Annotated in this window: 12 protein-coding genes; 1 reads left to right on the forward strand and 11 read right to left on the reverse strand. The window is 39.3% G+C overall.

Annotated features, from left to right (window positions below):
* Window positions 1-11 precede the first annotated feature (11 nt).
* The 8 genes from cas2 to cas6 are packed head-to-tail and all read right to left on the reverse strand — an operon-like array spanning window position 12 to window position 8,797.
* Window positions 12-275, reverse strand: a complete 264-nt coding sequence (gene cas2, locus DMB44_RS08575) for a CRISPR-associated endonuclease Cas2 (RefSeq protein WP_110642756.1) — start codon at window positions 273-275, stop codon at window positions 12-14.
* 1 nt (window position 276) lies between these two features.
* The gene (cas1b, locus tag DMB44_RS08580; protein WP_110642759.1) at window positions 277-1,236 is read right to left on the reverse strand and encodes a type I-B CRISPR-associated endonuclease Cas1b; all 960 of its coding nucleotides are present in this window, start codon (window positions 1,234-1,236) and stop codon (window positions 277-279) included.
* 3 nt (window positions 1,237-1,239) lie between these two features.
* Window positions 1,240-1,743, reverse strand: coding sequence for a Dna2/Cas4 domain-containing protein (locus tag DMB44_RS08585; protein WP_110642761.1), 504 nt, complete (start codon window positions 1,741-1,743; stop codon window positions 1,240-1,242).
* Between the two features lie 9 nt (window positions 1,744-1,752).
* The gene (gene cas3 / locus DMB44_RS08590; protein WP_110642763.1) at window positions 1,753-3,552 is read right to left on the reverse strand and encodes a type I-D CRISPR-associated helicase Cas3'; all 1,800 of its coding nucleotides are present in this window, start codon (window positions 3,550-3,552) and stop codon (window positions 1,753-1,755) included.
* Complete coding sequence (cas5d, locus tag DMB44_RS08595) at window positions 3,542-4,219, reverse strand: type I-D CRISPR-associated protein Cas5/Csc1 (protein ID WP_153280205.1); 678 nt, start codon at window positions 4,217-4,219, stop codon at window positions 3,542-3,544. The genes cas3 and cas5d overlap by 11 nt, the downstream gene beginning before the upstream one ends.
* A gap of 5 nt (window positions 4,220-4,224) precedes the next feature.
* Window positions 4,225-5,169 (reverse strand): type I-D CRISPR-associated protein Cas7/Csc2, encoded by a 945-nt coding sequence (gene cas7d / locus DMB44_RS08600; RefSeq protein ID WP_153280206.1) that lies wholly within the window; start codon window positions 5,167-5,169, stop codon window positions 4,225-4,227.
* Between the two features lie 17 nt (window positions 5,170-5,186).
* A complete protein-coding gene (locus DMB44_RS08605) occupies window positions 5,187-8,093 on the reverse strand; it encodes a hypothetical protein (RefSeq protein WP_110642768.1) in 2,907 nt (968 codons plus the stop codon).
* On the reverse strand, window positions 8,090-8,797 hold the full coding sequence (cas6, locus tag DMB44_RS08610) for a CRISPR-associated endoribonuclease Cas6 (RefSeq protein ID WP_110642770.1): 708 nt from the start codon (window positions 8,795-8,797) through the stop codon (window positions 8,090-8,092). Before cas6 ends, DMB44_RS08605 begins: the two co-directional genes overlap by 4 nt.
* Before the next feature lie 185 nt (window positions 8,798-8,982).
* On the opposite strand from cas6, the gene DMB44_RS08615 reads away from it, so the two are divergent.
* A complete protein-coding gene (locus tag DMB44_RS08615) occupies window positions 8,983-9,612 on the forward strand; it encodes a hypothetical protein (protein ID WP_153280207.1) in 630 nt (209 codons plus the stop codon).
* A 412-nt stretch (window positions 9,613-10,024) separates the two neighbouring features.
* Here DMB44_RS08615 and DMB44_RS08620 read toward each other — a convergent pair whose 3' ends face one another.
* From DMB44_RS08620 to DMB44_RS08630, 3 genes are read right to left on the reverse strand one after another with little or no spacing between them, the layout of a single operon-like run.
* A complete protein-coding gene (locus DMB44_RS08620; RefSeq protein WP_110642774.1) occupies window positions 10,025-11,404 on the reverse strand; it encodes an MFS transporter in 1,380 nt (459 codons plus the stop codon).
* 38 nt (window positions 11,405-11,442) lie between these two features.
* The gene (locus tag DMB44_RS08625) at window positions 11,443-11,808 is read right to left on the reverse strand and encodes a hypothetical protein (protein WP_153280208.1); all 366 of its coding nucleotides are present in this window, start codon (window positions 11,806-11,808) and stop codon (window positions 11,443-11,445) included.
* The gene (locus DMB44_RS08630; protein WP_110642778.1) at window positions 11,805-14,378 is read right to left on the reverse strand and encodes a penicillin acylase family protein; all 2,574 of its coding nucleotides are present in this window, start codon (window positions 14,376-14,378) and stop codon (window positions 11,805-11,807) included. Before DMB44_RS08630 ends, DMB44_RS08625 begins: the two co-directional genes overlap by 4 nt.
* Window positions 14,379-14,722 lie beyond the last annotated feature (344 nt).

The raw sequence follows: 14,722 nt of genomic DNA on the forward strand, positions 1-14,722 counted from the left end.
AAATCATACTTTTATATAATATTTTCATATTTGATCTTGCTATCACCTATAGTAATCCGTTTCATAGTTTTTTTACTCCTTAAAATGAACACGTCAAGTACTTCGTTTCCATAATTTATGTATTTTTTGAGTTTATCTAAAAGAATCCTAAGGTTTCCAAGCGTAATATCCCCAATAAAAACAGAATTTTGAATATGTATAAGATATGGTTTACATATTTTTGAAATCAATACATCTTTTTCTGAATTCACATCATATACTAAGATTACAAACATATTACCTCCTCGGGGTATATGGCTTGTAATATTCCCCTTCCATTATAAATCTTTCTAGTTTATATAATTCAAGCCTAATAAGATGCTTATTTGATATATATCTTGATAAAGCCTTGGAATAGACAGTTTTCTCTAATTCTTCACTAAAGCGGTTTAAAACTAATCTTCTCCCACTTTCATTGAGAAAAACTCCTTCGTCTGATATAAAATGCATCTCTGGTTTAATTTCCTTTCTCTTTATCATTGAAATTATAACCGAATGCCCAAATATAGGTTTAAAAATCTCAGATACATCTAATGCTAGGCTATTCCTTGCAGATGACGGCTCATGTAAAAAACTTACAGTAGGATCTAAGTGAGTACAAAAAATCTCAGAGGCAACTGTGGAATATATCAATGAATTAATAAAACTAATGAGCGCGTTCCCAAATGAAAGCGGAGGTCTTCTAGTCCTTATTCCTATCTTAAAGTAATCGGGTAAAATAGTATCTAATGCATCAAAATATGAATCTGCTATATTTCCTTCTACACCCATTAAACTCTGTATATTTCTTGCTGATATTATATCTTGATAATTTATTTTAATTTTATTTGCCCTATGCCTTTTCAATGTGATGTTATAATTTCTAGCCGCACCAATGACGAATGCCCTGGCAAGAAACATTCTAGAATTCTCATCAATGAATTTCGAGAACTGCATGATCCTGACTTTTCCACTTATTAGATAATTCTCTGGCAGGATGCTGGAAATATATCTTCCCGACATGGACATAATGAAAACCGGTATAGATGTTTTTGATAACAACTGGATAGCTGGTTTTGTAATTGTAATATTCCCCAATACGATTATTGAGTCGACATCATTTAATGGTATTTCAGATTCTCCATCCTTGCTCTTTAGTGTCAGGCTTTCGTCTTTCCTTGAAAGGATACCATTTGAGTTCAAATAGTATGGTCTCATAATTCATCCCCAACAAAATTCCACAAAACTGCAACCACGCCTACAGAACGGGTTTCTTCTTGCTTTTGGTATTTCTGCTGACCTCATTGTATCTATCAGCAAATATGCCCTATCAAGATCGTCCAGATAATCATTCAAGCTTATTGTTACTGTCTTCCTAGAACCTGAGAGATGAAGAACTCCTGTTGCCTCTTTTCCATATATCTCCAATAAACAGTTAAGATAATGAGCTACTTGAAGGAGATCAGCCTTTAAGGCTCTTCTCCCACGCTTATATTCGTGCACAATCATAGAGCCGTCTGACATAATTTCAAGGTTATCAATAACATTAGAACCAATTCTGACGCTTCTGTACCCGGGATGCTTTCTTACTTCAGAAAGATACTTTCCTTCCTTTATGAATTCATTTCCATCTGAAATATATATATTATGCAGCGATAACCAAAGTCTTCTATCACATATCTGAGAATAACTCACATCCGTCCCCCTATATTCTTCAGGCCTCATAAACACCCCCTAAATCTCCACCAGCAACTTTAACCGTTCAGGATAAGCTGTTAGCGATACTATATTCTTCAACTCTTTCGCAGTATCATAGTCTAACAGCGGGCAGAATTTGAGATATTCTTCAATACAATTATTCAATCTTTTTTCGATTTCTTGCTTTTCTCTGTGATATAAGCGCGTAAAGGAAATTCTTACCTTTTTCGTTCCTTCAGTTACATACGGAAACCCTACGACATATATATCAAAGTTATTATCTGGTTTATTTTTGAAACCGTTCACCTTTATTATTCCATCAACATTGGTATAATCGGTGTTCTGAATAAGCCATATTGCATCGTAGTTAAATTGCTCTATTTTCTGATCTTCGCTATTATCCTCTTCCATTAAAAAGGTGGCATCCTCCCTATCTCCAATAAAATGTCTAAACGTTTCCTTATAATCATTAAACCATTTTACGAAATATTGAAGCCCATCGCAATTCTTAGGTATATCAGTTAAATTCAACTTTGATAGTGCCTCAAAAATGGAGATAACTCTTTTCATACCTGAAATGTATTCGCTTTTTTGTGTTTTCACAGCTTCAGATAACAATATTCTCCTCGCATCAGGTGTAAAAAATTCATTTAAAAAACCTGCATATACACCCACAATATATGGTTTCATTACTCCGTGTTGTTCACCTATCTCTTCAGATAGCCTTTCAATTAAATTCTCACCTGATTCTATTCTTGACCATACTCTGGATATCAATGCTGGGTCTCCAATGCTAATTATTAAACGACTGGTGAAATTTATTCCTCGGCCTATTCTTCCAGCCCTTTGTCTTAAATTGTGACCATAGTATCCCCTATCTATAATGAAATTTGTAAACTCTTTTGGTGGATTATATCCCTGTTCCACAATATTAGATGCTATAACAATTCTATGCTCAAAACAGTCTTTCAACGCTGTATCCTTAGATTCATATTTCGATAGATCAAGCCTATTTAGAAGACATATATCTTGACCATTTATCCCGTTACTGCACATTAAGTCCTTTACTTCATGACATTCTCTTATACTATCCAGAATAAGGAACCACTTTCCGTCCTTCAGATCCTTAATATGCTCTCTTATCACATCTAGAGCCGTTTCTGAATGTAAATCATATTCAACCGGGCCTCTGATAAGATCTCTTCCGCTTTTCTGCACTTCAACTATCTGCAACTCATTTTCGTTAAGAATATTCTTAAGCAATGCAACTAGGCCTTCATCGAGAGTCGCAGAGCTTATGATAAATTTGATCTTCTTTCTAAATAATGAAAGTAGCGCAATCAATCTGTATTTCTGATCGATACTATAAACATGGAATTCATCTAGAACTACACATCTTACTCCCTCTAAAACCAAGTCCGAAACCTGATCTGATCTAGAATGAGGAATCTTATAAAAATTGAGAAGAATATAGAAAAGAAGCGTGGGGTTAGTAAATATTATGGAACTCTGGCCAATGATTTTTGATATTAATACATCTTTTTTCTGATTGTATTTATTCATCTCTTCTTGCAGACTGGAACCAGTTATTTCAGATACACCTGGAATCGTTGAACTAAAGGCGGTATAATTTTGATCTATCAAAACATTATTTGGCATCACCACAATTGTTTTAAATCTGTCATTAAAAAGCCTAGAAAATGCTGTCGTTTTCCCCGCACCTGTTGGAGCTTCTAAAATCATGACATTTTTATCAGAGGATAAAAATCCAGCAAGTATTTCTTGAAATGAACGATCAACATATTCTTCAGGAGCCTTTATTAATCTACAGACCATTCAGCGCCTCCAAATAAAGAGATATAAACTGTTCAATATTAATAGGCCCAGCGATGAAATACTGAAGCACAACGTGCTCAGAAAATTCCATTTTGATATTTTGTAATTTATTTATATCAAGCGAAATAATGTTCCGTAAAGTGTATAAATTAATATAAATTTTTATTCCCTCAGGTTCAATTTCTTCAATTTTTAGTACACCGGTCTTACCGGTCCCAACCCGAAGCACTTGTGGCAATGGCCATTTTCCGTCGTCTAAAATTATGGCATAAAATTTGCTTCCGGGTTTTATTGGCTGCTGAAAGTAAAAATTTTTATACATAACCTGACCCACCTTAATAGCAGGATGCACATTTGAGCCATTGTAATCTATGCCCTGCAACGTGTTTCTTATCAATGGTTTAAATAGCTCTATATTCCCCTCATCCAATCCTGCCATAAAACCAGGTACTGCTACTGAAAACCAAAAATTGTATCTTTTAAGTTCCTCATATTCTGGCTTGAACCTGTTTGTAAAAGGAATATTATCAATACCAAGTTGATGTAGCATAGCATATTTAAGTGCAATATCTCCGATAAATTGAGATGATCTGTTTCCTCTTCCACTTGGTTGATAATAATAATTTATTGGTTCTATGGCTGTAAGTTTTATTCCTCTTACCCTCATCGGTTTTACACCTTCCAAAAATCTGACCAGTCTTGCTCCATTTTGGAAACAAATTGAGAAGACAAAGTTCGCATCTCTTCTCTGTTAGATGAAAGGGATTTGACTTCGTTTAGAAAACTCTCCAAAGCATTACCTGTTAGGAAATCATTACCATAGCTACTTTTCATTTGTTCAATTATAAGCTTTTCTGGCTCCCATGAGTCACTATTCCATGCTTCTTCCATAACTGAATAGGATGTTATACTCCTATCTCCCTTTGAAAATCCTATTGCCAGTATAGTATTCTGCATGTTATCACCAAGAATTGATGTCCTTGCACCATATCTCGTTGTTCTGATAGTAGCCGCAATTACAACTTTCAGAATGTCCAACGAAGCATTCTCCAATGATATGAATCTGACAAATTTTACGCCCGGTTTTATGTATTGAACATTGTAAATTGCATTTCTTTGAACCTTGCCTTCTTTGTCCATCAGGATGGTTCCTGTATCTGACAAAGAATTGTGTATGAATCTCTCAGTCACTGCGCCAAGTGGCTCATAGCTGTATGACCAGTCATAATAACACCTAGATGCGATAGATGCAGCTTCTCTTTCAGATCCTGTACTGGAGTCACCATATATCAGACTTACGGGATTTTTGAGTAATATTTTCCGAGTTACCGCATTTCGATTATATTCTTGGTTTATTGCGTCTGCCCATCTAAACATTGTTAATGCAGTTGCTCTCTCTGCACCTCTCCACTTAGGCCCTGGAACAACTACTCTATCGTAATTATGAAAAGTTTCGGCTGTTGTTTCAGTTGGTTCATTGTTCCTGCATATAAAGAATGACTTTGTTTCTGACAGAATTGCAACCTTGATAAACAAACCAGTGTTCTTTCTCAAATCCAGATCCTGTACCGATCTTACTAGCAAACCTCTTTCAATTGCCTCAGATATATCTTCCATTCCAAATCTACCTCCTTTCAATTACCAAACATATATTCAAATTCAAACGCATCTATAAGATAGGACTTCATAGTACCGGACGGTATTCGGCCATTGAAATCCCTAGATATCATTTCGATCAACGTCTTAGAAAATTCCTTTATATTTTCTTCATCTATGACTACTCTTTGTTTTGAATCTGTTTTATCTCTTTCTGCCTCAAGTCCTTTGTAAAGATGTCCTTCAATAAATTCAGTGTATTCTTCTAACTTTACAGAATCACCTTTGCCCTCTGACAGAACTTTTTCCAGTACATCCAAGCTCTCCCGCAGCATCCATGACCTCTGGGAACCGCTCATGTTGTCTGCAGGTTTCCATAGATCTCTTGCTATTTTAGCCAATTTTTTTAAATTTTCCATGTTCACACCTCCTTTCACTCCACCAAAGCCATCTGAAACATATATTTCCATGCTCCTTTTTATATAATTGATTTTTTTTACGATAGACTTTTCTGTTCCCTTCGACGTTGCCTGTCTCTCCGAAGCTCTTACTGCATCCATGCAAAATGAAAAAAGACTGATTGGCTCTCTTGAAAATTCTCTTAATATCTCTGAGATCTGTTCCTCCCTTTGTTCCTCCCTTTTCCTGGATCCTCTCGAGATGTCTGCAAGTATAGAAATGTTCTGAAAGAACTTTTGCACCTCTTCTATTCTGTTATACCTGATACGAGATATTCCTAAATCTTTCAAAGAAAATTGATTTATGGAGAACTGGAATATCTCCTTTTGTTGTAATGCTGGTGGAGAATGAGAATCAATAACCTGCACTCTTAGATGAGTATTTGCAGCTAGGTTCAAAACCTCCTGATAAAGCATCACTGCTTCTGCAGTCGATTCTGGTTGTTTTCTAGGGATAAAATAAGAAGTATCCTTCCTAAAAATTGCATTTCTATTGCCTAACGCTATATATATTTCATCAAGCTGACTGCCCCATTTTTCCCTAGCCTCTTCGTTAGATTTCAAATAATTCAATATTTTATGAAGATCAAGAAATGGTATCGGACCTGGAAAATCCAAAAAAACAAATACAGATCCAGCTCTTTCTGGTTCAAGTGATACACTTTTTCTGAGAAATGATTCTATTAAATACCTTTCATCAACAAAAGCGTTTGGGATTGAAGCTGTTACAATCCTATTTGTAAAAACTGCATTCGTTCCTAGACCGTATAGATTTTCCTTTATAGCTTCGGTTCTACCTGGATATCCATCAATCATGGACATCTCTTTTTTATCAGGTACCTTTGGTATATCCACGTTTAATGGATTTATTATTGTTGCGATAATCTGTTTTAAATGGTTCATTATCACTGAGTTTTCTTTATTTCCTGATATAGCCTGAGCGGCTTCATCTGCTAATATTTCCCAATCAATTCTCGCGGATATTGTACTTGCCTCCTGTTCAAGGCCTAAGGTTTCTGCTGCTGCTTTACCTCCAGAATCGCTTAGAATTACTAAAAGCGGCGCTAATAGTGGATTCTTCTTTCGATTTATCTCCTTTGTATGTCTTAGAATAGCAGAAATTACAGGGCTTTCATGTCCGTCTTTATCTGTAAGATAATTCAAAACTTCTTTTACCTTTTTGAACTCAGGAGTGTTTACTTGCGATCCGACAAGTTGAACGATTCTTACAAGTAATACATGTTCAACTCTCTCCACATCTGAAATGCTGTCACTAACAATCAGTATATCTCTATAATTTAATGGTTTGTCGCTTCTCTTCGTTAAATTTACAGTAAGATCACCAGCAAATTCTTTGCAAATGATCTTTTTATATTTTTCCAGTTCTATAATGTCTCTTTCATCAACATTGCTATTCTTAGATTTAAGCGCTTCTCTTATTTTGTTAGAATTTTCCGCGATCCTTTTTAAAGTTAAACTAGTGATAGGAACAAAAGATCTGCCGGGGATATTTATTCTGCGATCGGTAAACTCTATACCATCTTCTAATTTTATTAGTCTAGTAGATATTATATCAACCAATGATTTTGAAATTGAATCTAAATCAAATGACACAGGCTTATCAGCTACGTAAAAAATGCCGTCAGGAGTGCTCCATAGATAATAAGCTCCTGCAGATTTAATCCGTGATATAAGTTCCATTTTAAGGAGATCTGTCACTGCGAGAAAATAGGTTGATGAAAAATTTACTTTATATAATTTAAAATTCCTGAAAATGCTTTCTTTACAGAAAGTGAGGCTATTAGCCCATCTAACAATATCAAATGTAGACGGATCTGAAAACTTGCTAGATATTTTATCAGCTAAGGACGAGAAACTTTCTTCAAATATTAGTAGCGGATTGATGTTCATATTAGAATTAAGTGCATTAAATTTTGTATCTTCCTCTGTTGAAAAAGCAATTTGGTATAAATCTTGATCTGAAATATCAAGTTCTTGCTGAAGTTTTCCAAAGAATTCATGAACTAAGGCTGCTAAATTATCTTTGGAATCTGTCATTTTATAATTATCTAAGGTGATCTTAACATAATCGTGAAATAGATATCCGAATAAACTTCTCCTTAACTTATATTCCAACTGCCTTGTCCAGTCATCAGTGTCCTGTTTCCCATTGGTCAGAGTGCTTTGAATGACCTTCGTCTTTATTGTATTGTATAATTCCGGATTTAAAGACTCATTCTGCAAAAAAATATCCAAAACTTTGAGCGAACAGAGCGCACCAGAAAGTATATGACCTATGTATGGCAGATCATATTTTTTCTGCCAGCTATCCCGTGAGGCTTCCTTCCACTCGCCACCTTTTGCCGTTTTATGCCATTTTGGCTCATTCCATATTTTAGCAATTAAATTCTCAATAAACCATTCATAAGCCGCTTGAACAGCATTATTTTCATATTGCGTATCTGTCTTTATTTGCGTGGCATTCATTCGTTATTCACCTCCCAACATCCCAGGCCAAGACCGGTTTTTGAACCAATTCCTCTATAATAGATCATGGATATTTCATCTGGATTGCCTCTTAACCTTCCAGTTAGATTGAAACTTGTAGTAATAGAATTTTTCCCAGCATTGGAAGAAATGCGTACGGTTTTCCTGTCATAAGTTTCTATTTCAATACTTAGCGAAGGGTTACTAATTCCAAGTTTATGCTTCAGAAACCAAGTAGTTGTATTATTGATATTTTCTTCTATATAGCGTGGATCTGACACATAAAGTTTTGCATTCTTGAAGTCGCGCACAAGTGCTGGCGACAGTGTTCTAAATTTAACCTCTTCTGGAAATGATATGGAATTAATCTCCTTAACAGATTTGACAGAGAAAGTTGTCTCGGTTATCCGAATCGTCGGATCTAACGCAAGACCTAATTTAAGATAATCAAGCAGTGTATCGTCTAGAGTGCGGAAAATTATAAATCCCCTATCAATTTTAAGTCCATTGATTCCAGTTAATACTTTCCTTGAAATTATATTACTGAATGTAAAAACAGAGAAACTTGCTGGGATATGAAGAGGCCTGATTTTATTTTGGTATTGATTAAGCTTGGAGTATATAGATAATGCGATATAATAATTGTACTCATAAGGGATCATCATTCCACTTGATTTTTCTATCTTAATGATAGCGGATTTCATCGTAAAGTTTATCACTCAATTTGTATATAATAATTACGATATAGATGAACGAAAAAATTTCTTCGTCTAACCAGTCGAATCAAATATCCATCGTTTCATTCGTAGGTTTTCAACAACATCTCGTACTAGGATTTTTTGAACAAGCTAGAAATATATATTCGACCAGAGGCGGCAAAATTTACCTGATGCATAGTAAAAATGAAGAACTGGAAGAGGGTCAATATTCAAAATATCTAGCTATAAGAAATGATCTGGATAAAGAATTGAAAGAGCATTGGAAAACTTTTGAAATCGAAGACATGATATTAAAGAATATATGGGATATAAAGGAAATAAGTGAGCAACTGAATAGGATCCAAAACGAGTGCCTCGTAAATCTTAGCGCTGGTCCATCGGTATTTGCATCGGCCGCCATTCTATGGGGATTTAAACGCCATTCGCTTCAAATTGGACATGTAATAGAAAGGCGTGATCCATCATTGATCAAATTAGGTCAAAACAACATATCTATATTTTCGTTTATAGATTTAACACCTTATTTTTTCTATGTAAATCTGGATTATATAAACAAATTAATATTGAAGGCAATAGCAGAGGGGAAAACCACTAGCAATAAGATATTAGATTATTTGCATGTATCCTTAGAGGAATCAAGAAAGATATCGCTTCGCATCGTTCAGATGAGATTAACTGAACTTAGAGATCATGGCCTAGTTAAAAGTTCCAGGGTAGGACGATCAAGCGCTTATATACTTTCAGATGATCTCACAAGAATTATAGGTCTTAAAAGTTTGTTAAGCACACAGAAAATTTAAATTGCTCAGATACCGCTTACCATCTTATTGAGCATAAAAACTGAATAACTTTTTATCTGCGTATTGCAAATAATATAATATTTATGCTAACCAAATTTTCTACTGATATATTCAAATTGTATTGAATAGCAAGAAATATAATATCTATATAAGACATATTTGAATTCTATTGTCATGCTTAGATTATATGGCGTGTTTCTATTGTAGCAGGATACTTAATGCCTCATAGATAATCTGATTAAGAAACAATGACTAAAAGTATGATCTCAAATTGCAGTTTGATCATCAATTTAATATGATCACACCATAGCTTCAAAGTTAGACGTTATTATTCAAAAAATAGGCTTCCGGCCCTATGCCCTTAATGAGATCTCACAAATTGATCAATCCGTTTCGTAAAGAATTAATATGTTTATGTTGGATTTTCAGCTTTCAACGCTGATTCATCATTCCTAGATCGAAGAAATCCCATTATCGGTATCATCGCCAGGATAGACAGTATGGACACCGCCATGAGGTAATAGGATGTGCTCGCCGTCAGGTTTGAACCGAAGGCCGTTATGATGATCGACGATGACTTCACGTGCGAGAATGCCGAAACAAACAGCGGGAAGACAGATATACCCAGTATAAGGGACATGTTCCTGAGCGTGAATAGCGAACTGTTTGCTATGCCCCTGAACTTCGGCCCGGCGGCGTCAACAACCATGGTCGTTGAAGGCGCCCAGAAGAGCGAACCACCGAATCCAGCAACGAACAGATAAACTGGTATTAGCGTCATCGTGTAGGCAACCATGAATATGCCGAAGGCCTGCATGACCAGTCCTATGACGAGAAGCTGAGCACCCTTTCCCGTCCTGTCGAAGATGAACCCGCTGACGGGATTTGCGATCATGGACGCAAGAGGATAGGTGAAGAGGTACAGCGATGCAGACAGCGACGACATACCCTTAGTTATCTGAAGATAAAGACTGAGAGCATAGAGCACCCCGAAGAAGGACAGGGCCTGCAATGTGGATGATATGGATACGCGGACGTAGTTCCTGTTCCTCAGCAGCACCGAAGGTATTATGGGATTTCTCCTCTGCGACATTAAGAAGAACGGGAATAGCACGGCGGGGGCCATGAGGAAATAGACGTTTATGAATGAAATTCCGATCGTGAGCGGAATGAGGAATGCTATGAGGCCGATGAGAGGTATCGGATCGTATTTTGCCGCATTCTCCCTCTGATAGTTGGGTATCCTGACCATGCCGAGTACTGCGGCGATGATTCCTATGGGCACATTTATCAGGAACACGTACCTCCAATCGTATAGAACGAGGTATCCTCCCAGCACTGGCCCGATCAGCGTTCCGATGGCCCATGATATCGAGTTTATACCAACTGCACGGCCCCTCTCCTGAGGCGGGAACGCGTCCAGAAGTATGGGAATACCCACTGCGCTGAGGAAACCAGCGCCTATGCCCTCAACGAACCTGAAGACTACGGCCATGAATATGCTGTTCGATAAGGCTATGACCAGGGACGAGAACGCAAAGATCAGGAATCCTGCCAGATAAAGTTGTTTCTTACCGATCTTCCGCATTATGTCTGCGCTGGGTATCATGAAGATCGTTGCGCTTATTATGTAGGCGACGACGATCCAGGTGAGATATGATACGGATGATGCGAAGTAGTGGCCCATGGCCGGCAACGCAAGAAAGACTATGGTGGAGTCTATGGCTGCCATGAGCGAACCCAGCGTTGTTATGGATAATACGAAGTACTTGCGTGAGTAATCAATAGTCATTATAAATTAAGGATTGCTGAATATTATAAATAGTTTTGTCATTGAATCTTTTCAGGTACAAAGGAAGAAGCTATGGCCATGGGAATTAACGCGAAGAGGTATGACAGAACGATTAGGATCATAATCGGAAGAGCTGGCCCTCCCGGGATTCCAGCTATGGATGAAAAGAGAGCCGACTGTGATATGCGGTATGAGAAATCTGAAGACATGGCGGCAAAAACACCGACTGGCGAAGCGATCGCTGATAATGCGATGCTCCGCATCCTGAAAACGAATAAGCCTGCCAGCACAGCCGGAATTATGATAAGATACCAGTAGCCGATGTATGACAGTATCGCCGAGAAGAAGAATACGATGATCGCAGATATGATCAGGCCGGTGCTATGGTATTTCTGCGCCATCACAGCAGATCACCTCCATAGTACAGGTAGAAGAACTGAGCCGGCGCGCTTGCATTTATGAGGGTGAAGTAGATCCCATCGTTCCAGTCAATGAACGTATTATCGTAATACGGTGATAGGGGATTCTCCGATATTCCGCCAGGATATATGCCTATGCCTGACAGCGGATCGCTCATGTTGACTATCATCCTCCATGAGGGCCCGAAATCGGATATCGTGCCATAGGCTGCATTGATTGTGTTCCCGTCGCCGGCAGCTGGAACCGCCTGCGTATTCATCGCAGAGATCCCGAAGAAGCTGGATAGGTATCTCCTGTGCACATTGCCCCACTGCCATGAGGACGAGTATGGACCGTAGTCCTTCGTTATCTGGTTTATCGCCATCGCGTATGCTCCAAGCATTGCTGTGGTTTCATTTCCCTTTGCGCCGGATACAGGATTGCTGAAGAATGATGAGTTATAATCGCTTATCGTCCAGTTGACGAGATCCTCTATGAGCGGGCCGTGGTAGTAGTCATCAGATCCTAGGAAGAATGCGGTCTGGCCCAGGCCGTATGTGCCGTTTATTCCATAATATGAAAGCCATGGCTCAAACACGCTGCTGACAAAGTCCCTGATGAAGAAGTAGTATATGGTTGCGGCCGTCGAGTTGATGTCCATGTTCCCGTTCCATGACTTCAGAGCCGAGTATTCCGGCGTATTGCTCAGCCCAGATTCGTTCAGCGCATTCAATAGCGGTTTGAAGAATATGTCCGTGGTGAAGTCATGCACGCAGAGCTGTATCTTCTCCATCTTCGCGTAATTGAAACCGTATGTCGCGTTTATCATCGTGTATATCTGATCGGCACGGTAGCCGGACTCATAATCCCACCCTATGTAATATGGGTAGTTTGGAGAAACGGTTATCTGGTTCGCCGAGAAGACGAAGCCTGTGGATGGATCGTAAAGGCCAGGAAGGTACTGCTGCGGAATGAAGCCTGTCCAGTCATAGGATCCGTTCCCAGGCAGTATGCCCCTCGGGTTGCCCCTCGCTATGACCGGATAGAGACCGTATGGGAATATCCCTATGTTTCCGGAGCTGTCAGCGACCGCCCAGTTCTGTATAGCGATCTTGAAGTACCTTGTCAGGTTCTGGACGAACTGAATAACGCTGTGCGCCATGTTGATATGCAGGAAGAAGGTTATCTCATAGGTCGGTATGTAACCCGTCCAGTCCATAGCTATGGGAACGCCCAGGCTGTTGTTTATGACAACACCGTTTACCGCGCGGTATATATGGATGCTAACTGCTTTCTCTCCCTTCACCAGTATGGTTTCATTCTCCACCTGGAAGGGTACCCAGGAACCGTTGAAGTAGTAATCCCCTGGATGCGATGGTGAGGTCTGTTCGGCATAGAAATACGTCTCCTGTATCTGCCCGTTGGTGGCGCCCCATGCTATGTACGGGTTGTGCCCCAGTATAACGCCTGGGAAGCCGGGAAATGTGACGCCTATGACGTTCATGCCTGGTGCAACGAGCTGGAAACCCATCCATATCGATGGTACGCTTGTGGTCAGGTGCGGATCGTTAGCGAGCATGGCCGAAGTGTTAGATGTCTTTATGCCGTTCACAGCCCAGTCGTTGCTGCCGAAATCATGAAATACCGTGTAGTTCATCTTTATATCATAGGCATCCGAGATGCCTGTGAATAACATGGACGCCTTCGCCAGGCCGGTCATTGCGCTGGTGTAGAAGGCATTGACGGTTGCGTATTCCGGATCGGATAGATTGACGTATGGGACGTAGAGGTTGAGATCCCTGATGTCGCCCTGTTCGCTGTATATGGATGGGTTGAGCGAGTACGGGACTATGGGGTGCTGTATCCCAGCTGGATACGCCGGGTATATGGCCTTTATGACGGATTCCGGCATCTTCTGCAGTGCGAAGTTGAAGTATATGGGATCCAGGCCACCGGCACTGTTCTCCCACAGGAACAGCTGCTGAACCGCAAGTACGTCTGTGACGTTCCAAGCGTGCGGCTTTGCGTTCAGTATCTTGAACAGGAGGGGTAACCTCGCATAAGTCAGGTTTCCTATGTATGCATTTATGCCCGCCACGAAGGATCTGAGATAGATATACGTCAGATTATTTGCGTCGAGGTTCTGCCTCTCCAGCACAGCGGTATTGTAAAGCTGGATCTCGCGCATGAAGATATCGGTCTGCAGCGTCGATGGGCCGGCTATTGCCGATAGATTACCGAGCGCCGTGCGCTTGAGGAAATCTAGTTGTGCAAGCCGATACTCTGCCTCAAGATAACCCTGTTCATAGTAAACGGCCTCTGTATTGTTGCTTGCTATGCCTATGAAGCCGTCACTCTGCCTGTACACGATAACATCGGCGGAGACGTTGGAGAATTTGACGATCACCTTCTGGCTTCCAGGGGTGTAGAAGTATGGCGGAGGAGAGAATACCCCTGAGGATGGATTCAGGATCTTGGATAGTGGAGGAAGTGGGCCTATAGATGAAAAACTTGCAAAGAGAAGTACCACAAGAACGGCGATGGAAATTATCAACCGTATGTAACGTACCTTCATGAAACTTTATCTTTAAAATATTATTTATATTTATCGAAGTAAAAATGAATAAATATCATGAAGATAAAACCTATTCCGGATCATATATCTGAATGATTCTGCATTCCATGCATATGGAGTGGCCAACAGCATACCCAATATTTATATTGAGAATTCTACCGGCTATAATATAGTCTAATGCCGTTCCTGAAATACTATGCATTGCTATGCATTTCTTTCTTGCAGTCATTGGCATCCTCAACAATTACTTGATCTGGATGGTACAAGTAATCATTCTTCATAGAATGCCAAGAGGAACTGCCACTCACGGTAAACGGGGTACCGCAGAGGTCTAATCCACGGAT

Source organism: Thermoplasma sp. Kam2015 (assembly GCF_003205235.1).
Classification (GTDB): Archaea; Thermoplasmatota; Thermoplasmata; order Thermoplasmatales; family Thermoplasmataceae; genus Thermoplasma.

Bases quoted from the DNA above. Each gene is read 5' to 3' on its own strand.
- cas7d (WP_153280206.1), bottom strand. From the start codon at position 5,169: ATGGAAGATATATCTGAGGCAATTGAAAGAGGTTTGCTAGTAAGATCG.
- DMB44_RS08630 (WP_110642778.1), bottom strand. From the start codon at position 14,378: ATGAAGGTACGTTACATACGGTTGATAATTTCCATCGCCGTTCTTGTG.
- cas3 (WP_110642763.1), bottom strand. From the start codon at position 3,552: ATGGTCTGTAGATTAATAAAGGCTCCTGAAGAATATGTTGATCGTTCA.
- cas1b (WP_110642759.1), bottom strand. From the start codon at position 1,236: ATGAGACCATACTATTTGAACTCAAATGGTATCCTTTCAAGGAAAGAC.
- DMB44_RS08585 (WP_110642761.1), bottom strand. From the start codon at position 1,743: ATGAGGCCTGAAGAATATAGGGGGACGGATGTGAGTTATTCTCAGATA.
- cas6 (WP_110642770.1), bottom strand. From the start codon at position 8,797: ATGAAATCCGCTATCATTAAGATAGAAAAATCAAGTGGAATGATGATC.
- cas2 (WP_110642756.1), bottom strand. From the start codon at position 275: ATGTTTGTAATCTTAGTATATGATGTGAATTCAGAAAAAGATGTATTG.
- cas5d (WP_153280205.1), bottom strand. From the start codon at position 4,219: ATGAGGGTAAGAGGAATAAAACTTACAGCCATAGAACCAATAAATTAT.
- DMB44_RS08605 (WP_110642768.1), bottom strand. From the start codon at position 8,093: ATGAATGCCACGCAAATAAAGACAGATACGCAATATGAAAATAATGCT.
- DMB44_RS08620 (WP_110642774.1), bottom strand. From the start codon at position 11,404: ATGACTATTGATTACTCACGCAAGTACTTCGTATTATCCATAACAACG.
- DMB44_RS08615 (WP_153280207.1), top strand. From the start codon at position 8,983: ATGCATAGTAAAAATGAAGAACTGGAAGAGGGTCAATATTCAAAATAT.